Annotated in this window: 19 protein-coding genes; 12 read left to right on the forward strand and 7 right to left on the reverse strand. The window is 75.4% G+C overall.

The window, feature by feature from the left end:
• Positions 1–49: 49 nt before the first annotated feature.
• From ACWCOM_RS05965 to ACWCOM_RS05985, 5 genes are all read right to left on the reverse strand, one after another.
• Positions 50–1456, reverse strand: a complete 1407-nt coding sequence (locus ACWCOM_RS05965; RefSeq protein ID WP_454547822.1) for a dicarboxylate/amino acid:cation symporter — start codon at positions 1454–1456, stop codon at positions 50–52.
• A gap of 73 nt (positions 1457–1529) precedes the next feature.
• Complete coding sequence (locus ACWCOM_RS05970) at positions 1530–3266, reverse strand: DUF885 domain-containing protein (RefSeq protein WP_454547823.1); 1737 nt, start codon at positions 3264–3266, stop codon at positions 1530–1532.
• A 73-nt stretch (positions 3267–3339) separates the two neighbouring features.
• Entirely contained in the window at positions 3340–3570 is a 231-nt protein-coding gene (locus tag ACWCOM_RS05975) for an acyl-CoA carboxylase subunit epsilon (protein WP_454547824.1), read from the reverse strand.
• Positions 3567–5150, reverse strand: a complete 1584-nt coding sequence (locus tag ACWCOM_RS05980; protein WP_454547825.1) for an acyl-CoA carboxylase subunit beta — start codon at positions 5148–5150, stop codon at positions 3567–3569. The genes ACWCOM_RS05975 and ACWCOM_RS05980 overlap by 4 nt, the downstream gene beginning before the upstream one ends.
• Before the next feature lie 145 nt (positions 5151–5295).
• The gene (locus tag ACWCOM_RS05985; RefSeq protein WP_454547826.1) at positions 5296–5598 is read right to left on the reverse strand and encodes a YciI family protein; all 303 of its coding nucleotides are present in this window, start codon (positions 5596–5598) and stop codon (positions 5296–5298) included.
• A gap of 174 nt (positions 5599–5772) precedes the next feature.
• Here ACWCOM_RS05985 and ACWCOM_RS05990 point away from each other — a divergent pair, with 174 nt between their 5' ends.
• From ACWCOM_RS05990 to ACWCOM_RS06020, 7 genes are all read left to right on the forward strand, one after another.
• A complete protein-coding gene (locus ACWCOM_RS05990; protein ID WP_454547827.1) occupies positions 5773–6651 on the forward strand; it encodes a biotin--[acetyl-CoA-carboxylase] ligase in 879 nt (292 codons plus the stop codon).
• A 2-nt stretch (positions 6652–6653) separates the two neighbouring features.
• On the forward strand, positions 6654–7304 hold the full coding sequence (locus tag ACWCOM_RS05995) for a hypothetical protein (RefSeq protein ID WP_454547828.1): 651 nt from the start codon (positions 6654–6656) through the stop codon (positions 7302–7304).
• Positions 7305–7307: 3 nt separating this feature from the next.
• Entirely contained in the window at positions 7308–8465 is a 1158-nt protein-coding gene (locus ACWCOM_RS06000; RefSeq protein WP_454547829.1) for an adenylate/guanylate cyclase domain-containing protein, read from the forward strand.
• Positions 8462–9352: a PP2C family protein-serine/threonine phosphatase gene (locus ACWCOM_RS06005; protein WP_454547830.1), complete on the forward strand. Its 891-nt coding sequence runs from the start codon at positions 8462–8464 to the stop codon at positions 9350–9352. The genes ACWCOM_RS06000 and ACWCOM_RS06005 overlap by 4 nt, the downstream gene beginning before the upstream one ends.
• A 134-nt stretch (positions 9353–9486) precedes the next feature.
• Entirely contained in the window at positions 9487–10455 is a 969-nt protein-coding gene (locus ACWCOM_RS06010; RefSeq protein ID WP_454547831.1) for a hypothetical protein, read from the forward strand.
• Between the two features lie 82 nt (positions 10456–10537).
• Complete coding sequence (locus ACWCOM_RS06015) at positions 10538–10900, forward strand: ArsR/SmtB family transcription factor (RefSeq protein WP_454547832.1); 363 nt, start codon at positions 10538–10540, stop codon at positions 10898–10900.
• 14 nt (positions 10901–10914) lie between these two features.
• Positions 10915–11433, forward strand: a complete 519-nt coding sequence (locus ACWCOM_RS06020) for an SRPBCC family protein (protein WP_454547833.1) — start codon at positions 10915–10917, stop codon at positions 11431–11433.
• 98 nt (positions 11434–11531) lie between these two features.
• Here ACWCOM_RS06020 and ACWCOM_RS06025 read toward each other — a convergent pair whose 3' ends face one another.
• Positions 11532–13868 carry an acyl-CoA dehydrogenase family protein gene (locus ACWCOM_RS06025; RefSeq protein ID WP_454547834.1) on the reverse strand — a complete coding sequence of 779 codons (2337 nt, stop codon included), beginning with the start codon at positions 13866–13868 and terminating at the stop codon, positions 11532–11534.
• 88 nt (positions 13869–13956) lie between these two features.
• Positions 13957–14751: a TetR/AcrR family transcriptional regulator gene (locus ACWCOM_RS06030; protein ID WP_454547835.1), complete on the reverse strand. Its 795-nt coding sequence runs from the start codon at positions 14749–14751 to the stop codon at positions 13957–13959.
• A 69-nt stretch (positions 14752–14820) separates the two neighbouring features.
• Between ACWCOM_RS06030 and ACWCOM_RS06035 the strand changes: the two genes are divergently transcribed.
• The 5 genes from ACWCOM_RS06035 (at position 14821) to ligA (ending at position 21801) form a co-directional block, all read left to right on the forward strand.
• Positions 14821–16194, forward strand: coding sequence for an acetyl-CoA C-acetyltransferase (locus ACWCOM_RS06035; protein WP_454547836.1), 1374 nt, complete (start codon positions 14821–14823; stop codon positions 16192–16194).
• Positions 16195–16236: 42 nt separating this feature from the next.
• Positions 16237–17619, forward strand: a complete 1383-nt coding sequence (locus ACWCOM_RS06040; RefSeq protein WP_454547837.1) for a 3-oxoacyl-ACP reductase — start codon at positions 16237–16239, stop codon at positions 17617–17619.
• Positions 17620–17621: 2 nt separating this feature from the next.
• A complete protein-coding gene (locus ACWCOM_RS06045) occupies positions 17622–18590 on the forward strand; it encodes a MaoC/PaaZ C-terminal domain-containing protein (RefSeq protein WP_454547874.1) in 969 nt (322 codons plus the stop codon).
• Complete coding sequence (locus ACWCOM_RS06050; protein ID WP_454547838.1) at positions 18587–19351, forward strand: YqjF family protein; 765 nt, start codon at positions 18587–18589, stop codon at positions 19349–19351. The genes ACWCOM_RS06045 and ACWCOM_RS06050 overlap by 4 nt, the downstream gene beginning before the upstream one ends.
• A 77-nt stretch (positions 19352–19428) precedes the next feature.
• The gene (gene ligA / locus ACWCOM_RS06055) at positions 19429–21801 is read left to right on the forward strand and encodes an NAD-dependent DNA ligase LigA (protein ID WP_454547839.1); all 2373 of its coding nucleotides are present in this window, start codon (positions 19429–19431) and stop codon (positions 21799–21801) included.

Below are 21801 nucleotides of genomic sequence, written 5' to 3' on the forward strand. Positions count from 1 at the left end.
AGCGTAGCCCGGGAGGCATCCATGACGAACGAGGGGCGGGTCGGGACGGTCAGCGGGCGGTGCCAGCCGCGGCCGGCTCGGCGGTCCCCGCGGGCTCCGCGCCGTCGGCCGGGGCCTCGGGCACGAACGGGTCGCCGCTGCGCGGGGCGTCGTAGAGCGCCCGGTCGAGCATTCCCTCGCGACGGGCCACGATCGTGGGCACCAGGGCCTGGCCGGCCACGTTGAGCGCGGTGCGGCCCATGTCGATGATCGGGTCCACGGCGAGCAGGAGCCCCACGCCGTCGAGCGGCAGCCCCAGGGTGGACAGGGTCAGGGTGAGCATCACGGTGGCCCCGGTGGTGCCGGCGGTCGCCGCCGAGCCCAGCACGGAGACCAGGGCGATGAGCACGTAGTGGGTGACGTCCAGGTCGATCCCGTAGAACTGGGCGACGAACAGTGCGGCGACGGCCGGGTAGATCGCGGCGCAGCCGTCCATCTTCGTGGTGGCGCCCAGGGGCACGGCGAAGGACGCGTAGGCCCGGGGCACGCCCAGGTTCCGCTCGGTGACGCGCTGGGTCAGGGGCATGGTGCCCACCGAGGAGCGGGAGACGAAGCCCAGCTGCACGGCCGGCCACACCCCGGAGAAGTACTGCCGGACGGAGAGCCCGTGCGCCTTGACCAGCACGGGGTAGACCACGAAGGCCACGATCAGCAGACCGGCGTAGACGGTGGCCACGAAGGTCAGCAGCCCGCCCATCGAGGTCCAGCCGTACTCGAACACGGCCCGGCCGATCAGGCCCAGGGTGCCCAGCGGGGCCAGGCGGATGATCCACCAGACCACCTTCTGCACCACGGCCAGCGCGGCGCGGACGACGGCGAGGAGGGGCTCGGCGGGCTCGCCCACCTTGAGGGCGGCGATGCCCACGGCGGCCGAGACCACGAGGACCTGCAGCACGTTGAAGCCCAGGGCGGTCTGCACGGTCTCCGGGTCCACCACGGTGGAGGAGACCTGCAGGCCCAGGAAGTTGGCGGGCACCAGGCCGGTGAGGAAGGCCAGCCACGACCCCTGGGTCCCGGAGTACTGCTCGGCGGGGGCGGCGGCGCCCGTGCCCGCGCCGGGCTCGACGACGAGGCCGAGCACCAGCCCGACCGTCACCGCGATCAGGGCGGTGATGCCGAACCACAGCAGGGTCTTCCAGGCCAGGCGCGCGGCGTTGGAGACCTCCCGCAGGTTGGCGATCGAGGAGATCACCGCGGTCACGATGAGGGGCACCACGGCGGCCTTGAGCAGGCTCACGTAGCTCGTGCCGATGGTGTCCAGGGCGGTCATGAGCCAGTTCGGGTCCGTGTCGGGGTCGCCGCCGAGGCGGTCGGCGACGCTCCCCAGCACCACGCCCAGGAGGAGGGCGAGCACGATCTGCGGCCCGAAGGAGGTCAGCCACCGGGGCAGGCGTCGATTGCTTTCTGCGGAAATCATGTGCCCACGATAGGCCTGCGGAATATACAACACCGAATGACGATGACGAAATGTGACGAAGTTGTGGCGGGCCTCACAGGTCCAGCGCGTAGGCCAGCGTGTCCAGGCCCACGGAGCCGAGCCGCAGGGCCCGCGAGTGGAAGTCCTTGAGCCGGAAGCCGGGGCCCGCGGCGGCCCGTGCGGCCTCCCGGGCCTGCTCCCACAGCTGCTGGCCGACCTTGTACGACGGGGCCTGGCCCGGCCAGCCCATGTAGCGCATCCACTCGAAGCGGAGCATGGGGTCCTGCATCACGATGTTCGAGCGCAGGAACCGCCAGCCGTCCTCGGGCGTCCACACCTCACCGGCGCGGGCGCCGCCCAGGGCGTCGCCGAGCTCCCGGGGGATCCGGTACCCGCAGTGGAAGCCCACGTCGAAGACCACGCGCGCGGCCCGCAGCCGCTGGGCGTCGAGCATGCCCATCCGATCCCCGGGGTCCTGGAGGTGGCCGAGCTCGTCCATCAGCCGCTCGGCGTACAGCGCCCACCCCTCCCCGTGGCCGGAGACCCACACGCCCATCCGCCGCCACCGGTTGAGCTCCCCGGAGTTGGCCAGCGCCGTGGCGAACTGGAGATGGTGGCCCGGGACGCCCTCGTGGTACACGGTGGTGGTCTGCTCCCACGTGGTGAACGTCCCGGTGCCCTCGGGCACCGACCACCACATGCGCCCCGGCCGGGAGAAGTCCGCGCTGGGCATCGAGTACCAGATGCCGCCGTCGTGGGTGGGCGCGATCCGGCACTCGAGCCGGCGCATGGGCCCGGTGAACTCGAAGTGGGTGCCCGCGAGGGCGTCCACGGCGGCGTCGGAGAGGTCCTGCATCCACGCCTGCAGCGCGTCGGTGCCGTGCAGCCGACGGGCCGGGTCCGCGTCGAGGGCCGCCATGGCCTCGGCCGGAGTGGCCCCGGGGGCGATCCGCCGGGCGAGCGCCTCCTGCTCCGCCACGACCGTGCGCAGCTGCTCCACCCCCCACGCGTAGACCGCCGCCGGGTCCAGGACGGCGCCGAGGAACTCCTGCAGGCGCAGGGTGTAGACGTCCGGGCCCACCGCGTCCGCGTGCGGGGCGTGCGCGGCGAGCTCCTCGCTCAGCACCCGGGCGAGGCGGTGGTAGGCGTCCCGGGCCCGCACGGCCGCCTCGGCGAGCTCCCGGTGCATCCCCTCGGGCACGTGCGGGCCGCCGGCGAGCCGGGCGAAGAAGCCCCGGTCGGCGGCGTAGCCCTCGCACTGGCGGGCGGCGTTGCGCAGCTGGACCCCGGAGGCGCAGCGACCCCGGGCGGCGGCCAGGCGCAGACCGGCCACGTAGGAGTCCACGGCCGCGGGCACGTTGCGCAGCCGCCCGGCGATGTGCGCCCAGTCCTCGGGGGTGCGCCGGGGCAGGTCGTCGAAGACGTCCCGGATCTCCTGCACGGGGGAGGAGATGTTGTTGACCTCCCCGCCGCGCAGCCCCTCCTCGTGCAGGAGCAGCTCCAGGCCCAGCCGCTCCCGCAGCGCGTGCGCGGTCACCCGGTCGACGTCGTCGGCGGGGACCGGGCCGGCCAGCTCCGCCAGCGTCTGGCGCACGGCCGCGGCGCGGGCCTCCAGGCCCTCGGGGCCGAAGTCGCGGTACTCGGTCTCGCGGCCGGGGAAGCCGTGCACGGTGGCCTGGGCCGGGTCCAGCTCCATGGCGCGCCCGAACCAGCGCTCGGCCACGGCGTCGACGGCCGTGGGCTCCCGGTGCCCGGCGCCGAGCGCGGCCGGGGCGGCGGAGGACGGGGGGCCGGGCCGTGAGGTGCTCATGCACGCCACAGTAGTGCCGGGTCCTCGACGCCCCGAGCAGCCGCCGGCCGGACGCGGTGCCCCGCCGGCGGGGTCACTCCTCCGGCTTGCTCCGCCGCCACGCGCCGCGGCCCGGGCGCAGGCGCATCCCCAGGCGCATGCGGCGGAACTGGTCCCGCCGGCCCGGCGCGCCCGCGGCGGAGGACCCGCCCCCGGCGTCGCGGGCGAGCAGCACCGCCGTGACCGCGGCGACCTCCTCCGGGGTGGGGTTGCCGGCCACGAAGCGCAGCGCCGGGGCGCCCTGCACGGGCTCGGGGGCGCTCACAGCGGGATGTTCCCGTGCTTCTTGGCGGGCATCGTGGCGCGCTTGTCGCGCAGCGCCCGCAGGGCCTTGAGCACCTGCACCCGGGTCTCGGACGGGGAGATCACCGCGTCCACGTAGCCGAGCTCGGCCGCCTGGTAGGGGTTGAGCAGGCTCTCCTCGTACTTCTGCACCAGCTCGGCGCGCAGCGCCTCGACGTCCTCCCCGCCGTCCGCCGCCGCCTTGAGGTCGCGGCGGTAGAGGATCTCCACGGCGCCCTGGGCGCCCATCACGCCGATCTGCGCGGTGGGCCAGGCCAGGTTGACGTCCGCCCCGAGCTTCTTGGAGCCCATCACGATGTACGCCCCGCCGTAGGCCTTGCGGGTGATCAGCGTGACCAGCGGGACGGTCGCCTCCGCGTAGGCGTAGAGCAGCTTCGCGCCGCGACGGATGATCCCGTTGAACTCCTGGTCGGTGCCGGGCAGGAAGCCGGGCACGTCCACCAGGGTGAGGATCGGGACGTTGAACGCGTCGCAGTGCCGGACGAAGCGGGCGGCCTTCTCGGAGGCGGCGATGTCCAGCGTGCCCGCGAACTGCATGGGCTGGTTGGCCACGATCCCCACGGTGTGCCCCTCGACCCGGGCGTAGCCGATCATCACGTTGGGCGCGTAGAGCGCCTGCATCTCCAGGAAGTGCCCGTCGTCCACGACGGCCTCGATCACCGTGCGCATGTCGTAGGGCTGGTTGGCGGAGTCCGGGACCAGGGCGTCCAGCGCGGCGTCGAGGTCGGTGACCTCGTCCTCCTGGTCGTGGTCCAGCAAGGGCGCCTCCTGCAGGTTGTTGGCCGGCAGGAACTCGAGCAGCTCGTGCACGAAGTCGAAGGCGTCCTGCTCGTCCTCGGCCAGGTACGTGGCCGTGCCCGTGGTCGTGTTGTGCTGGCGCGCCCCGCCGAGGGTCTCCATGTCCACGGACTCGCCCGTGACGGTGCGGATCACGTCGGGCCCGGTGATGAACATGTGCGAGGTCTTGTCGACCATCACGATGTAGTCGGTCAGGGCCGGGGAGTAGGCGGCGCCGCCGGCGCACGGGCCCATGATCAGGGAGATCTGCGGGACCACCCCGGAGGAGCGCACGTTCATGTTGAAGATGTCGGCGAACATGGCCAGGGAGGCCACGCCCTCCTGGATCCGGGCCCCGCCGCCGTCGTTGATGCCGATCACCGGGCAGCCGTTGCGCAGGGCGAACTTCTGCACCTTGACGATCTTCTCGCCGTTGACCTGGGACAGGGACCCGCCGAAGACCGCGAAGTCCTGGGAGTAGACGGCCACCAGGCGTCCGTCCACCGTGCCGTAGCCGCTGACCACGCCGTCCCCGGGCAGCTTCTTGGCGTCCATGCCGAAGGCGGTGGAGCGGTGGGTGGCCAGCGCGTCGAACTCCACGAAGGAGCCCTCGTCCAGGAGCAGCTCGACGCGCTCGCGGGCGGTGTTCTTGCCCCGCGCGTGCTGCTTGTCGATCGCCGCCTGCCCCGCGGGGGCCTCGGAGCGGGCCCGGCGGTCGTGGAAGTCGGCGATCTTGCCGGCGGTGGTCGTCAGGTCGTGGATCACAAGCACCTCGTGGTCTGGTACGCGGCCGAGCCGGCGGGCCGGGCGGCCCGGTCGGGGCGGCCAGGGGACCTGCCCACTCTAGTCCGCGGCCGGGGCGCCCCCTGTTGTAGGAGTCCTACAAAATCCGGGCGGGGGCGCCGGGTCCTCAGCCCACGCGGCCGAGGACCACCTTCCAGGGCCGGACGGTCCGCTCGGTGACCACCCCGTGGCGCACCAGCGGGTCCTCGTCGGTGAGCCGCTCGACCGTGGCGGCGTCCGCGGCGGCGAACACCAGCAGCGCCCCGGCGGGGCCGTCGTCGTCGTACGGCCCGGACGCCAGGAGGTGGCCCTGCGCCACGAGCCCGCCGAGGTACGCCCGGTGCTCGGGCCGGCGGGCGGCCAGGACGTCGGCCGGGCCCCCGTAGACGTAGGTGACGGCGAACGTCGTGCGGTTCTCGGCTGCGCTCACGATGACTCCTGGAGGACGTGCCGCGGCCCTCCGCCACCGGGCGGGAAGGCCCCCGGGCGGCTCCCGGGCGGCGCGGCTACTAGTGTGGACGGAACCCGACACTACGCGGAGCGCGCCCGGGCGGACAGCACCGGCCCGCCCGCGGCGCCGGAGACCGCCGACCCGAGGAGCGCCGTGCCCGACCCCCTTGCCGCCGACCTGCGCGACCCCGCCGTGCTCGCCGCCCTGGAGGCCCTGGGCGCGGGGCGGATCGACGTCCTCGACGAGGTCGGCTCCACCAACGAGCAGCTGACGGCGGCCGTCACCCGGCAGGCCCGCGGAGCGGACCCCGCCCGGCCGTGGACGGACCTGTCCCTCCTGCTGACCGGCCACCAGAGCGCGGGGCGCGGCCGGCTGGACCGGGTGTGGACCACCGAGCCCGGCACCGCCCTGACCTTCAGCGTCCTGCTGCGCCCGGCCGGGACCGGCCGACGGCCGCTGCCGACCCCGTGCTTCCCGTGGCTGACCCTGCTGATGGCCGCGGCCGTGGTCGAGGCCCTGGAGGGCGTGGCCGGCGCCGAGGCGCGGATCAAGTGGCCCAACGACGTGCTCGTCGACGGGCGCAAGGTCGCGGGCCTGCTGGCGGGCCTCGTCCTGGACCCGCACCGGGCCCCGGCCGTGGTCCTGGGCACCGGGATCAACGTGGCCCAGGAGGAGCTGCCGGTGGTCACGGCCACGTCCGTCCGCCGGTCCACCGGGCGGGACGTGGCGCGCGCGGCCGTCCTCGAGGCCGTGCTGGCCGCCTTCGTGCCCCGCTACCGGCAGTTCTGCGCGGACCCGGCCGGCGCCACGGGGCCCGGCGGGCCGCTGCGCCGCGCGGTCGAGGACCGGATGGAGACCCTCGGGCGCTCGGTGCGCGCCGAGCTGCCCGGCGGCGCCGAGCCCCTCACGGGCACCGCCGTGGGCCTCGGCGCCCATGGCGGGCTGCTGCTGCGCGACGCGGCCGGCGCGGAGCACGAGGTGACCGCCGGCGACGTCGTGCACCTGCGCCCGGCCGCCCCCGGGACGGTCTGACCGTGCCCGCCCGGCCCGCCCTGCAGCCCGGCGAGCGGGTGCTCGTGGCCACCCGGGCCCACGGCGCGCGGCTGCTGCGCCCCTTCCTCGTGCTGCTGCTCGTGGTCTTCGCGCTCTCCCTGGCGCAGCGGGCCCTCGAGCTGCGCTGGCGCCCCGTGGCGGAGCCCTGGACCACGCTGCACGCCGCGCTCGACGTCCTCCTGCTGGTGGCCGCGGCCGCCGGGATCCTGCGCTGGTGCGTGCGCCCGCTGCTGCGCTGGTGGCGCACGCGCTACGTGCTCACCACCCGCCACCTCGTGCTGCTGCGCCCGGGCGGGCTTCGGCGGGACGTGGCGCTGCCGCTGGAGCAGCTGCGGCGGGCCGTGGTGGAGCGGCCCCGGGGCCCGTCCCTGGGCCGGCGCGACGGGCGCGTCGTGGCCGACTTCGGCCCCCTGGGCGGGCTGCGCCTGGAACACGCCCCGGAGGCCGAGCGGCTGGCCGAGCTGATCCGGCGCGCCGCGGACGAGCAGCGCGCGGAGGGGCCCGGCGGGGGCGCGGGGGAGCGGCGTCCCACTAGAGTGGGGCAGGACGGGGTCGTGGCGCCACGCCCGGACCCGTCCGTCCTTTCGCGCCGGCCGTGGGGCCGGCGGACCGTCCCCCAGGAACAGGAGTGACGCGTGGCCAACGAGGACCCGGAGGACCGGGACGAGCCGGCGCTCGGCCCGCAGACGGAGCAGCTGAACCTCAACCTGCACAACCCGGTGCAGGCCAACCTCTACCGCTCGGACGAGTCCAAGGCGGCCGTCCAGGCCCTGGAGCGGACCCTCCTGGGCTCCGAGCGCGTGCTGCGCCGCCGCGAGGCCGCGCGCCGGGGCGGGCTGTCCCTGCTGTCCTCGCGCAAGGTGTGGCGGGCCCTGGGCTTCCCGAACCTCACCGACGACGACGTGTGGTTCACCGAGCAGGACTCCGAGGCGCTGCGGGTGCTCTCCACGATGGTGCTCGAGGAGAAGGTCACCGAGGAGGCGGCCCTGTCCCTGGTCCGCTCGATCGGGCAGATGACCGACCGCATGGTCGTGTGGCAAGTGGAGGCCCTGGTCGAGGACATGGTGGTCAACGGCGGCATGACCGACGCCGCCGCGCGCCGGCAGCTGCTGCACCTGCTCCCGGACCTCATCGACGCCATCGAGAACCTGCTGGTCTACTCCTGGCGGCGCCAGATGAACGCCGCCGTGCAGCGGCTGGCGATGCGCGTGGAGCGCCCGGACGGCTCGACCGCCACCGGCGCGGTCGACGAGGACGGGCCCTCCTCCATCCTCCCGCTCGCGCGCGGGGTCGGCTTCGCCGACCTCGTCTCCTACACCTCCCTGTCCCGGCAGATGAACGAGCGCACCCTGGCCAACCTCGTGCAGCGCTTCGAGCAGCGCTGCGCCGAGGTGATCGCCGTGGGCGGGGGGCGCCTGATCAAGACCATCGGGGACGAGGTCATGTTCCTGGCCGAGACCCCGCAGGGCGGAGCACGGATCTCCCTGGCCCTCTCGCGCGCCATCCGCGACGACCGCGAGCTCCCGCAGGCGCGGGTGGCCTTCGTCTGGGGCCGGGTGCTGCCGCGGCTGGGGGACATCTACGGACCCACGGTGAACCTGGCCTCCCGGCTCGTGGCGCTCACCGAGCCGGGCTCCGTGCTCGTGGACGCCTCGACCGCCGCCGTGCTCTCCGGCGACGACCGCTTCATCCTCCTCCCGCAGCCCACGCGCAACGTCCGGGGCTTCGGCGACGTCCAGCCCGTCGCGCTCGCCCAGGGCGCCGGCCCCGGGCTGGAGGTCGACTTCGAATGAGCGCACCCCTCGTCATCCGGGCCGGGGCGGCCACCGACCGCGGTCTGCGCCGGGAGTCCAACGAGGACGCCCTGGTGGTCACCGCCACGATGTGCGCGGTGGCGGACGGGATGGGCGGGCACGAGGCCGGGGAGGTCGCGAGCGCCCTGTGCGTGCGCACGCTCGGGGCGTCCCCGCTGTTCCAGCTGGAGGACTTCCGGGAGCTGGCGGTGGCGGAGCCGGACCCGCCCCAGGACATCGCCCGGTTCCGCGCCACCGTGGAGCGGGAGCTGCGGCTGGACCCGGAGATCCCCGACTCCGCGATCGAGGCCGTGCGGCGGGTGCGCTCGGTGCTGTGGCAGGCGGACCAGCACATCCAGAGCGCGTGCGAGGGCCGGGCCGGGACCACCGTCACCGGGGTGTGGCTGGCGCGGCTGGACGGGCGGATGTTCTGGGTCGTCTTCAACACGGGCGACTCCCGCACCTACCGGCTCCTGCCGCCCCCCGATGGGGCGGGACAGGACGACGGCACCCCGGGGCTGGCGCAGCTCACCGTGGACCACTCCGAGGTGCAGTACCTGGTCTCGATCGGCCAGCTGACCTCCGCCCAGGCGCTGGTGCACCCGCGGCGCAACGTGATCACCCGCGCCCTGGGCACCGGCCAGGTGTGGGAGCCGGACGTGTGGGTGCTGCCCGCCCGGCCGGGGGAGCGGCTGATGCTGTGCTCGGACGGGCTGACCAACGAGCTCAGCCCCGCCCACATGGCCCGGGTGCTGGGCTCGGTGCCGCACCCCAAGGAGGCCGCCGACGTCCTGCTGCAGGCCGCGCTGCGCACCGGCGGGCGGGACAACGTCACCGTCATCGTCGCGGACGCGGTGTCCCCGGAGGACTACGCCGCCTGGGCCTGAGGGCCGCCGGCGGCCGGGCGCCGCCGTGTCCCCCGAAGCTCCCCGGCGGGACCCGGGCCATCCCCGGAAGTGGGGGCGATCACGATCCGTCACACCGGGCCGTCCGGCCGCGACCACTCTTTACATTGGGGAACATGGCTGTCTCCCGCCGCTCCCTCGTCCGCTCCGGTGCGCTGCTGGCCGTCTCCGGGGCCCTGGGGGGCGCCCTGGTCCGGCCGGGGGCGCAGGGTCCCGGCTTCGTGCTGTGGGGCTCCTCCTCGGCCGCCAGCGCCCGGTACGACGAGCACCCGCCCGGCTACGCCCCGGTGCGGATCGACGCGCTCCTGTCGCGGCTGCTGGGCGTGCCGGGGGCCTGCCGGGCCGTGGGCGGGGACGAGTCCTGGCAGACCCTGGCGATGCGCAGCTACGACCACCCCTACCGCCCCGACCTCAGCGCGGAGGGCTGGAGGCTGCCGGCCCAGGGGCAGGTGGTCGTCCCCACCGCGGACGGCCGGGCGCCCGACGGCGCGGCCCCGCTGCCCGGCACCGTCGGCGGGGTGTCCTGCTCGATCCGGGCGGCGCCGGGCCGGGAGGGCGTGGTGGTCCTCCGGCGACACGTGCCCGGGCCCGCGGTCGAGCTCGGCCCGGGTCCCCGCAGCTGGTGGCACACCGACCTGGAGAGCCGCCACCGCGGACAGGTGCACCTCCTCTGGACGGGCAAGAACAACATCGAGGACCCCGCCCGGGTGCTCGCCGACACCCGCGCGGCCTGGGCGGTGGAGCCCGCGCGCTCGGTGGTGCTGGGCCACTGGCACACCTGGCGGGACCGCCGCGGCACGGCGGGCTGGGAGCAGGTGCGCGCCGTCAACGCCGCCTACCGGGCGGAGTACGGGCCGGCCCACCACGACACGATGGCGGACCTGCGCGACCCGCGGCTGTGGGCGCTGCCCGTCCTGCGCCCCTACCGGATCGGCGACTCGCCGGAGGATCGCCGGTGGCTGGCCCTGGGCCTGCCGCCGCGCTCGCTGGTCGCCGGCGACCTGAAGCACCTCAACGCCCTGGGCAACACGGTCGTGGCCCACGGCCTGCACCGCCGCCTCACCGGACCGGCGGGACTGTTCTGAGCCGCCCGTCCGGGCCGCCGTTGCCGAACCGTGACGGCGAACCCCTTGCCCGCCGAGGACACCTAGCCTAATGTACAACCAAATGGTTGTAGAACATGAGCTGACGGACGACGAGGTCGACCGCCTCTTCCAGGCCCTGGCGGACGCCACCCGGCGGGACATCGTGACGCGGGTGCTGCGGCAGGAGCAGTCGGTCTCCGCGCTGGCGGGGCACTACGCGATGAGCTTCGCCGCGGTGCAGAAGCACGTGGCGGTGCTCGAGCGGGCCGCGCTGGTCACCAAGCAGCGGCGCGGCCGCGAGCAGGTGGTGCACGCCGCGCCGGACACGCTCCGTCGGGCGGCCCGGCTGCTGGAGTCCTACGAGGAGCTCTGGCGCGGGCGCGCACACCGCATCGACGACCTCCTCGCCGAGGAGGTGCTCCCCGGGGACCGGGGGGCCGAGTAGGAAGGAACCAGGACATGCCGGTCATCGACGTGCAGAAGGACGTGGAGGCGCTGGCCCTCACCTTCGTGGCCGAGTTCGACGCGAGTGTCGAGCAGGTCTGGCAGGTGTGGGAGGACCCGCGCCGGCTCGAGCGCTGGTGGGGGCCGCCCGAGTGGCCCGCCACCTTCGTGGAGCACGAGCTGCAGGAGGGCGGACGCTGCCGGTACTACATGACCGGCCCCGACGGGGAGAAGGCCGCCGGCTGGTGGACGGTCACCGCCGTGGACGCCCCGCGCCGGCTCGAGTTCGACGACGGCTTCGCCGACGAGCACGGCGAGCCCGACCCGGCCATGGGCGCCACCCACGCCGTCGTCACCCTCGAGGACCTCGGCGGGCGCACCCGCATGACCACCCGCTCCACCTTCGAGAGCGCCGGGCAGCTCGAGCAGATGCTCGCCATGGGCATGGAGGAGGGCATGCGCGAGGCCATGGGCCAGATCGACGGCCTCCTCGCCGGGGCGGCGCGCACCGGGGGCGACGCACCCCGCCGCTGAGCCCCCGCCGCGGCCGGACGGCCCGACGACGCCGCCCCGGGACCCCCAGGGGCGGCGTCGTCGCGCCGACGGCCGTGCCGGCGGTGCGGGCGCCCGGCTCAGGCCTGCTGCGGCACCTCGGCGACGGGTGCGGGGCCTCCCGCCCCCGGTGCGTCGGCCGTCGACCGGTCCTCCGGGGCCCGGGTCGCCGGGTCCTCGGCGGTCCCGGCCTCCGCGGCCCGCTTCGCCGCGACCTTCCGCGGCTTGAGCTCGAGCCGGCGCTCGTGCTTGCGTTCGGTGCGCCGCTCCGCCTGCTTCTCGGCGCGGCGCTCCTTGCGCCGCTCGTCCTTGGCCTCCTCCGCCGTCTTCTCGCCCGCGGCCCCGGCCCCCGGGGTGGTGGCCTCCCGGCGGGGGGCCCGCTCCTTGACGGGGGCGTCGCCCGAGGCGCGCAGCCGGCGGTAGTGCTCGGCGGCCTCCTCTTGGCGCCGGGCCTCGATCCCCGTGGCGATCTCGGCCCGCAGGTGCTCCGGGGCGAGCTCGAACGCCGCCACCAGGTCCAGCGCGTGGGGGCGCAGCCGGGCCAGCAGGCGGTCGATGTACTCGTCGAGGCTGCGCCCGCGCCGCATGGACAGCCGGCCGTAGGAGAGGTACCAGGCGAGGTTCTTCTCGATCAGCCGCAGCCCGAACACGTCGCGCAGCCAGGTCAGCACCGTGCGGGTGCCCGGGTCCTCCACCTGGGCCAGCCCCCGGGTGAAGGCCTCCCACTGCAGCAGCTCCGCGTGCGCCCGCGCCGTGGCGATGATCCGGTGCTGGTTCTCGTTGAACAGCGCCGCGGCCTCCGCGCGGGGCAGCCTGGCGCTGGGCCGCAGGTTCTCGGCGATCTCGGCGACCATGGTCTCCACCCGGTCGGTCAGCAGCGCGTGCTGGGCCGACTCCTCGCGCAGGGCGTTCACCGAGCGGCGCACGTCCCCGGTGTCGCGGAACGCCTGTCCCAGCTTGCGCAGGCCCGATCGGTGGAAGGTGGCCTCGGTGGCCCGGCCCGCCACGTAGCGGGCCATCACCCCCACGTCCACCTGCTTGAACTCGTCCGCCCAGTCGGAGAGCAGCCGCTTGGCCACGAGCTGCAGCAGCACCGTGTTGTCCCCCTCGAACGTCGCGTAGATGTCGAGGTCGTGCCGCAGGGAGGTCAGCCGGTTCTTCGTGAGGAAGCCGGCGCCGCCGCAGGCCTCCCGGCACTCCTGCACGGTCTCGAGGGCGCTCCACGTGGACAGCGCCTTCAGGGCCGCGGCCAGCGTCTCGAGGTCCTGGCGGTTCTCGTCGGTGTCCTCCCGCCCGGAGAACACGGCGTCGTACTTCTCCAGCAGCTCCTGGTGGGCGAAGTTCATGGCGTAGGTCTCGGCCAGGCGGGGCAGCAGCCGGCGCTGGTGCTGCTGGTAGTCCAGCAGCACCTCCTCCCGGACGTCGGAGGAGGCGTTGAACTGGCGCCGCTCGCTGCCGTAGCGCACCGCGATGGTCAGCGCCGCCTTGTTGGCCAGCACCGCGGCCCCGTCCAGGGAGACCCGGCCCTGCACCAGGGTGCCGATCATCGTGAAGAACCGGCGCCCGGGACTGGCGATCGGCGAGCTGTAGGAGCCGTCGGCGGCCACCCGGCCGTACTTGTCGAGCAGGTGGGTGCGCGGGACCCGGACCCGGGTGAAGTGCAGCCGGCCGTTGTCGATGCCGTTGAGCCCGCCCTTGTGGCCGTCGTCCTCGCCGCCGACGCCCGGCAGGAACCGGCCGTCCTCGTCGCGCAGGTCCACGTAGAAGGCGTGCACCCCGTGGTTGACGCCCAGCGTCACCAGCTGCGCGAACACCACGGCGGCGCGCCCGTGCACGGCGGCGTTGCCGAGGTAGTCCTTCCACGCCGCCTTGAAGGGCGTGTGGATCTCGAACTCCTCGGTGGCGGGGTCGTAGGTCGCGGTGGTGCCGATCGAGGCCACGTCGGAACCGTGGCCGATCTCGGTCATCGCGAACACCCCCGGGATCCGCAGGTCGCGGATGTCGGCGAGCCACCGGCGGTGGTGCTCCTCGGTGCCGAGGTTGAGCACGGCGGAGCCGAACAGGCCCCACTGCACCCCGGCCTTGATCTGCATGGAGGGGTCGCCGAGCAGCAGCTCCTCGAAGCCGGAGACGTTGCCGCCGGGGTCGTTGTGCCCGCCGTACTCCTCCGGCAACCCGCGGCTCATGGCGCCGTGCTCGACCAGCAGGTGCAGCTGGCCCAGCACGCGCTCGCGGTGCTCCTGGTAGCTGAGGTTCTCCCGGTGGTGCAGCCGCTCGTCCAGCAGCATCCGGCGGGTCTGGCGCCGGATCCCGGCCCAGCGCCCGAGCAGGACCTCGCCCAGGGCGGCGACGTCCACGGCGGGTGCCGGGGAGTCGGTGCGGTCGGTCTCGGCGGGTCGGTCGACGGTGGTGGTCATGCTCGCTCCTGTCGTGGGTGACCGGCGGTGGCCGGTGCGGTCACGGGGTGGTGGGGCCGGCCGGGGTCGGCCCGGCCCGGGGCGGTGGTCAGGCGTCGGGCGGATCCGGCACGGGCCCCCCGGGCGGGCGCAGGCCGTTGACGGCCCAGCCGACGATGAGCTCCGTCATCCGTTCGCGGGAGGGGCGGTCCGTCCCGGCCGGGGTGCTCATCCATGCCTCCCCGGCGCCGCGGACCATGCCGATCGTGGACGCCGCCCAGTAGCGGAGCACCGGTTCCGCCAGGCGCCCGCCGGCGGGGGAGTGGCGCACGTGCGCCTGGGCCAGCAGGGCGGTGACGGACTCCACGAACTCCTGGATGACGTAGCGCTCCCCGGCGGCCCCGGCCGGGGCCTCCTCCGCGCCGGGGCGCTCGCCGCGGGCCCGGTCGCCGCGGCCGCGCTCGGCGCGGTGCCGCTCGTGGCGGGGGCGGCCGGTGTCGGGGGGCAGGGCGACGACGAAACGGTAGACCGCGGCGGAGCGCTCGATGCTGAGAAGGTACTCGGCGACCATCGCCTCGACCGTGTCCTCGAAGCTGCCGGCCGCGCGGGCCGCCTCCTCCAGCCGGTCCCGCATCCGGGTCACCGTGTACTCGCCGACGGCCCGCTGCAGCCCGGCCTTGTCCCCGAAGTACCGGTAGTACACGGACTTGGAGGTCTGGCACGCGGACGCGATCTCCTCCATGGAGGCCTGCGCGCCGAGCTCGTCCACGGCGCTGCGGGCCGTGCGGATCAGCTCGATCCGCCGCTGGGCGCGGTGCCGGGCCCAGCGGGAGGAGCGGCCGTCCACGGCCGGCTCCGGCGCGGACCGCTCCGGGGCGGGTTCGGGGATGTCGACGTCTTTCACGATACCCAGGGTATCAGGTAATATCGTCCGTGACGTGACCGTCATCACACCAGCACCGAGGAGCCCCCTGTGACCGAGTCCACCCCCGAGCAGACCGCCGACCCCACCGCCGAGCACACCGTCCCCAGCGGCGCCGGGCGCACCGGCGTGGCCCGGCGCGCCGTCGTGGTCGGGGCGAACCGCATCCCCTTCGCCCGCGCCCACGGCGCCTACGCGAGCGCCGGCAACCAGGACATGCTCACCGCCGCCCTCGACGGCCTGGCCGCCCGCTACGGCCTGGCCGGGGAGCGGATCGGCGAGGTGGCCGCCGGCGCCGTGCTCAAGCACCCCAAGGACTTCAACCTCACGCGCGAGTCCGTGCTGGGCTCGGTCCTCGACCCGCGCACCCCCGCCTTCGACGTGCAGCAGGCCTGCGCCACCGGCATGGAGGCCGTCTCCACCTTGGCCAACAAGATCCGGCTGGGTCAGATCGACTCCGCGGTCGCCGGGGGCGTGGACTCCGCCTCCGACGCCCCGATCGTGGTCAGCGAACGGCTGCGGCGCACCCTGCTTCAGCTCAACCGGGCGAGGACCACCCAGCAGAAGCTCAAGGCCCTGGCCGGTCTGCGCCCGGCCGACCTCAAGCCGGTGGCCCCCGGCACCGGGGAGCCGCGCACGGGCCTGTCCATGGGCGAGCACCAGGCGCTCACCACCGCCCGCTGGGGCATTTCCCGGCAGGCCCAGGACGAGCTCGCCGCCGCGAGCCACCGCCACCTCGCCGCCGCCTACGACCGCGGGTTCTTCGACGACCTCGTCACCCCCTTCCGCGGGCTGTCCCGGGACAACAACCTGCGCCCGGACAGCACGGTGGAGAAGCTCGCCGGGCTCAAGCCCGTCTTCGGGAGGTCCCTCGACGCCGAGGCGACGATGACGGCCGGCAACTCCACCCCGCTCACCGACGGCGCCTCCACGGTGCTGCTCGCCTCCGAGGAGTGGGCGGCCGCGCGCTCCCTGCCCGTGCTCGCCGACATCGTGGACGTCGAGGCCGCCGCGGTCGACTTCGTGCACGGGGACGAGGGGCTGCTCATGGCCGGCGCCTACGCCGTGCCCCGGCTGCTGGCCCGGCAGGGCCTGGCCCTGGACGACTTCGACTTCGTGGAGATCCACGAGGCCTTCGCCGCGACCGTGCTCTGCACCCTCGCGGCGTGGGAGGACGAGCAGTTCGGCCGCGAGCGCCTCGGCCTGGACGGCGCCTTCGGCACCGTGGACCGCGGCCGGCTCAACGTCGCGGGCTCGTCCCTGGCCGCCGGGCACCCCTTCGCCGCGACCGGCGGGCGCATCGTGGGCACCCTCGCCAAGCTGCTGCGCGAGCGCGCCGACGAGACCGGGCGCCCGGCGCGCGGGCTCGTCTCGGTGTGCGCCGCCGGCGGCCTGGGCGTCACCGCGGTGCTCGAAGCCCGCTGATCCCGTCCCCCCTCACCGACCAGCACAGCAAGGACCCTCCCCATGGCAGACACCTATCTCGACCTCGTCAGCTCCGCCCCCGGCGCGAAGCTCGCCCGGCAGCTGGGCCTGCCGGCCCCGGTGCGGCTGCGCCGGCACCAGCCGGGCGCCCCGCTGGTCCCGGGACCCGTCCTCGTGCTGGGCCGCGGGGAGGAGGCCGACCGGATCGCCGCCGCCCTGCTCGGCTGGGACCTGGACGTGCGCCGCCACCCCGAGGACGTCCACCGGTTCGGGGCGGTCGTGCTCGCCCTCACCGAGCTCACCGCGCCGGGGGAGCTGGCCGATCCGGCGCTCGGCCTCGGCGCGGTGCTGCGCTCCCTCGCCCCCGGCGGGCGCGTGGTCACCGTGTCCCGGCCCGCACCGGGGATCGGCACGGGGGCGGCCTCGGCCACCCCGGCGGCGGCCGGGCCGATCGCCCCGGCCGTCGCCGCGGCCCGGCAGGCGGTGGTGGGCCTGCTGCGCTCCGTGGCCCAGGAGCTGCGCGGCGGGGCGACCGCCAACGGCGTCCTCCTCGCCGAGGGCGTGGCCCCGGAGGCCCCCGGCGTGCTGGGGGCCCTGCGGTTCCTGCTCTCGGGGCGCAGCGCCTTCGTCTCCGGGCAGTTCGTGACGGTCGGCGACGGCGCCGGGCGGCTCCCGGACGACTGGGAGGCCCCGCTGCGGGGCAAGGTCGCCGCCGTCACCGGCGCCGCGCGCGGGATCGGCGCCCGGATCGCCCGCACGCTCACCGAGGCCGGGGCCCGCGTCGTCGTCGTCGACGTCCCGGCCGCGGGCGAACCCCTGGCCGCCCTGGCCAACGAGCTGCGCGCCGTGGCCCTCCAGCTCGACGTCACGGACCCGCGCGCCGGGGAGCGGCTCCTCGGCCTCGCCCGGGAGCGCTTCGGCCGGCTGGACGTGGTCGTGCACAACGCCGGGATCACTCGGGACAAGCTGCTGGCCAACATGGACGCGTCCCGCTGGTCCTCCGTGCTCGCCGTCAACCTGGAGTCCCAGCTGCGGATGAACGAGCAGCTGCTGGCGGGCGAGGGGCTCGGGCCGTCCCCGCGGATCGTCTGCCTCGCCTCCACCAGCGGGGTGGCCGGCAACCGCGGACAGACCAACTACGCCGCCTCCAAGGCCGGGGTGATCGGCATGGTCGCGGCCACGGCGCCGCTGCTCGCCGCCCGCGGCGGCACCGTCAACGCGGTGGCCCCCGGCTTCATCGAGACCGAGATGACCGCCCGGATCCCCGCCGCCCGGCGGCAGGTCGCCCGCCGGCTGAACTCGCTGCAGCAGGGCGGGCTGCCCGAGGACGTCGCCCAGGCCGTGCTGTTCCTCGCCACGGACGCCGCCGGCGGGGTCAACGGCCAGACGCTGCGGGTGTGCGGGCAGAACCTGGTGGGGGCGTGAGCATGGTGGACGGCGCGGCGCGCGAGCGAACGGTCCTTCCCGGCGTCCCCGCCCTCGGCGGGCTCTACGCGCGCGCCGCCGCCGGCGCGGCGGCCGGGGCCGCCGGCCGCGTCCTGGACCGCCGGCTCCCGCTCCGGCGGCCCGGGCGCCGCAGCGGGGCCGGGCCGGCGCTGCCCGCGGTGGCGCACGTCGTCGAGGGCGTGGCCGTGGACGCCCCCGCGCACGAGGCGTTCTGCCGCACGGTCGGGGCGCCCCTGCGGGAGGGCGCCCGCGGGACGGAGGCCTTCTCCGGCTACCTGCACGCCCTGGCGTTCCCCGTGGCGATGAGCGTGCTCACCCGCGGCGACTTCCCGCTGCCGGTGCTGGGCATGGTGCACCTGGCCAACGAGGTGGAGCACCGCGGGGCCGTCACGGTGGGGGAGGACCTCACGGTCACGGCGCACGCCGAGCGGCTGCGCCCGCACCGGGCCGGGGCGCAGGTCGACCTCGTCGTCCGGCTGGCGCGGGAGGACGGCGGGCCCGTCTGGGCGGGCCGCTCCACCTACCTCGCCAGGGGCGCGCGCGTGCCCGGACCGGTCGAGGACGCGCCGCGCCGGGAGTTCGCGCCCCCCGCGCCGACCGGGCAGTGGCGGCTGCCGGCCCGGACGGGCCGGGACTACGCGGCCGTCAGCGGCGACTGGAACCCCATCCACCTCTCCGGGCCGGCCGCGCGGGCGCTGGGGATGAAGGGGGCGATCGCGCACGGGATGTACTGCGCCTCCCGCGCCCTGGCCGAGGTCGGGGCGCCGGCCGGGGCGGCCTTCCGCTGGACGGTCGAGTTCGCCGCCCCGGTCCTGCTCCCGGGCACGGTGGCGGTCGCGGTGGACGACGCCGGGCGCGGCCCGCACTGGCGCCGCTCGGACTACGCCGGCTGGGACCCCCGCCGCGCACGCCCGCACTTCACGGGGGCGGTCGAGCGGCTGGGGCCGTGACGGCCCGCCCGCTGAGCCCGCAGGGCCCGCCCCTGCCCACGCCCCGGGTCTCCGAGCAGGCGTGGCGGGACGCGTGCTTCGTGCACTGGCGCACCGACCCCGCCCTGGTGGCCCCGCTGCTGCCGCGCGGGGTCCGGCCGGACCTGCACGACGGCTCCGCCTGGGTGGGCCTGGTCCCCTTCCGGATGGAGGGGGCGGGCCTGCTGGGCCGCGGCGGCGTGCCGTGGCTGGGCAGCTTCCTCGAGCTCAACGTCCGCACCTACTCCGTGGACGCGCAGGGCCGCCGCGGCGTGGTCTTCCACACCCTGGAGGCCGAGCGCGCGGCGGTCGTGCTGGGCGCCCGGGGCCTGCTGCGCGTGCCCTACCGCTGGGCCCGGATGCGCAGCACCCGGGAGCGGGACGGCGCCGGCCGCACCGTGCTGGACTACCGCAGCCGCCGCCGCGGCCTGCCCGGGCGCCCCCGGCCGGCCACCCGCCTGCGGGTGGCGGTGGGGGAGCGGATCGAGCGCCCCGGCCCGCTCGAGGTCTTCCTCACCGCCCGCTTCGGCCTGCACACCCTGTGGTGGGGCCGGCCCCTGTGGGTGCCCAACACGCACGGGCCGTGGCCGCTGCACCGGGGCGAGCTCCTGGCGCTGGAGGACACCCTGCTGCGGGCCACGGGCTTCGGGCCGCTCGCCGCCCGCCCCCCGGACAGCGTCCTGTGCTCCCCGGGCGTGCGCACCGGCTTCGGGCTCCCGCTGCGCCTGGACGACCCGCGCTGACCCGGCGCCGCACCGCGCCGGGCGCGGCACCGCCGTGCCGCGCCGGGCCTGTCCGGCCCGTGGGACACAATGGTCGGGTGAGCCCACAGCAGAGGACAGACGCCCGCCCCGTCGACGCCACCGGCCAGGACCTCAACCCGGTCCCGCCGAGCGAGGACCTCAAGGAGGAGTACGCCGAGCTCGTGGACCGGGTGCGCGCGGCGCGCACCGCCTACTACGTGGAGGACGCCCCCACGATCTCGGACGCCGAGTACGACGAGCTCTACCGGCGGCTCGAGGAGGTCGAGGCGCTGAACCCCGAGCTGGTGGCCAACGACTCGCCCACCCAGGAGGTCGGCGGCGAGGTCTCCGCGGCGTTCGCGCCGGTGACCCACCTCTCCCGGATGTACTCCCTCGAGGACGTCTTCTCCGTCGACGAGCTCACGGCCTGGACGGCCAAGGCCTCCGCCGCGATCGAGGCGCTGCCGGACGCCCCGGAGCCCGCGTGGCTGACCGAGCTGAAGATCGACGGGCTGGCCGTGAACCTGCTCTACCGCGACGGTGAGCTCGTGCGGGCCGCGACCCGCGGCGACGGCACGACCGGTGAGGACGTCACGCACAACGTGCGCACCATCGCCACGATCCCCACCTCCCTCGCCGGGGACGACGTCCCCGAGGAGGTCGAGATCCGCGGCGAGGTGTTCATCTCCTCCCGCGACTTCCGCGCCCTCAACGAGGCGATCGTGGCCGAGGGCCGCGCCCCCTTCGCCAACCCCCGCAACGCCGCGGCGGGCTCGCTGCGGCAGAAGGACCCCGAGGTCACCGCCCGGCGCCGGCTGTCCATGTACGTGCACGGCGTGGGCGCCGCCACCGGCCTGCGCGCCGCCACCCAGTCCGAGGTCTACGGGCTGCTCGAGCGGTGGGGGCTGCCGGTGAGCCCTTACTACAAGGTGCTGCCCACCACGGAGGACGTCCTGGCGTTCATCGAGGAGTACGGCCGCCGCCGCCACGACCTCATCCACGAGATCGACGGCATCGTGGTCAAGGTCGACGACCGCCGCACCCAGTTCCGGCTCGGGCACACCTCCCGGGTGCCGCGCTGGTCCGTGGCCTACAAGTACCCGCCCGAGGAGGTGCACACGAAGCTCAGGGACATCCTGGTCAACGTGGGCCGCACCGGCCGGGTCACCCCCTTCGGGCTCATGGAGCCGGTGCGGGTCGCCGGGTCCACGGTGGAGATGGCCACCCTGCACAACCAGGACGTGGTGCGGGCCAAGGGCGTGCTCATCGGCGACACCGTGGTGCTGCGCAAGGCCGGCGACGTGATCCCCGAGATCGTGGGCCCCGTGGTCGCCCTGCGCGACGGCACCGAGCGCGAGTTCGTGATGCCCGCGCACTGCCCGTCCTGCGGCACGGAGCTGCGCCCGGCCAAGGAGGGCGACGTCGACATCCGCTGCCCCAACGCCCGCAGCTGCCCGTCCCAACTGCGCGAGCGGGTCTTCCACGCCGCCGGGCGCGGCGCCTTCGACATCGAGGCCCTCGGCTACGAGTCGGCCCTGGCGCTGACCCGGCCCGACGAGCCGCGGACCCCGCCGCTGACGAGCGAGGCCCACCTGTTCGACCTCACTCCCGAGGACCTGCGCGAGGTCCGGATCCGGCGGGAGAAGAAGACCCGCGGCGCCCCCACGGGGGAGACGGAGCTCGTGCCGTACTTCTGGTCGAAGGGCACCGCCAAGAAGCCCTCCGAGCCCACCGCGACCACCCGCAAGCTCTTCGAGGAGCTCGAGAAGGCGAAGTCCCAGCCGCTGTGGCGGGTGCTCGTGGCGCTGTCCGTCCGGCACGTGGGCCCCACCGCGGCCCGCTCCCTGGCCACCGCGTTCGGCTCGATGCAGGCCATCCGCGACGCCGACGAGGAGACCCTCGCCCACACCGACGGGGTGGGGCCCGTCATCGCCGCGTCCGTCAAGGAGTGGTTCGCCGAGCCGTGGCGGTGCGAGATCGTGGAGCGCTGGGCGGCCGCCGGCGTGCGGATGGTGGACGAGGTCGACGAGTCGGTGCCCCGCACCCTCGAGGGCACCACGGTGGTCATCACCGGCACGCTCGAGCGCTTCAGCCGGGACTCCGCGAAGGAGGCGGTCCTGGTGCGCGGCGGCAAGGCCTCCGGGTCGGTGTCGAAGAAGACCCACTTCGTGGTGGCCGGGGAGAACGCGGGCACCAAGCTGGACAAGGCCGAGCAGCTGGGCGTGCCGGTGCTGGACGAGGAGGGCTTCGAGCGCCTTCTGGCCGGCGGGCCCGACGCCGTGGCCCCCCGCGGCGCGGACGAGGACGGGGCGGCCGCCCCGGCCCCGGCGCACGACAGCGCAGCAGACGACAGCGCGGTACACGACAGCGCGGCAGACGACAGCGCGGTGGACGACAGTGCGGTACACGACAGCGCGGCGGACGCCGCCGACGACGAGGACGGGGCCTGA

The sequence above is a fragment of the Kocuria sp. KH4 genome, assembly GCF_053711175.1.

Excerpts from the sequence above, each read along its gene's own strand:
- ACWCOM_RS05965 (WP_454547822.1), bottom strand. The coding sequence starts at position 1,456 with ATGATTTCCGCAGAAAGCAATCGACGCCTGCCCCGGTGGCTGACCTCC.
- ACWCOM_RS05970 (WP_454547823.1), bottom strand. The coding sequence starts at position 3,266 with ATGAGCACCTCACGGCCCGGCCCCCCGTCCTCCGCCGCCCCGGCCGCG.
- ACWCOM_RS06005 (WP_454547830.1), top strand. The coding sequence starts at position 8,462 with ATGAGCGCACCCCTCGTCATCCGGGCCGGGGCGGCCACCGACCGCGGT.
- ACWCOM_RS06010 (WP_454547831.1), top strand. The coding sequence starts at position 9,487 with ATGGCTGTCTCCCGCCGCTCCCTCGTCCGCTCCGGTGCGCTGCTGGCC.
- ACWCOM_RS06015 (WP_454547832.1), top strand. The coding sequence starts at position 10,538 with ATGGTTGTAGAACATGAGCTGACGGACGACGAGGTCGACCGCCTCTTC.
- ACWCOM_RS06020 (WP_454547833.1), top strand. The coding sequence starts at position 10,915 with ATGCCGGTCATCGACGTGCAGAAGGACGTGGAGGCGCTGGCCCTCACC.
- ACWCOM_RS06025 (WP_454547834.1), bottom strand. The coding sequence starts at position 13,868 with ATGACCACCACCGTCGACCGACCCGCCGAGACCGACCGCACCGACTCC.
- ACWCOM_RS06040 (WP_454547837.1), top strand. The coding sequence starts at position 16,237 with ATGGCAGACACCTATCTCGACCTCGTCAGCTCCGCCCCCGGCGCGAAG.
- ACWCOM_RS06045 (WP_454547874.1), top strand. The coding sequence starts at position 17,622 with ATGGTGGACGGCGCGGCGCGCGAGCGAACGGTCCTTCCCGGCGTCCCC.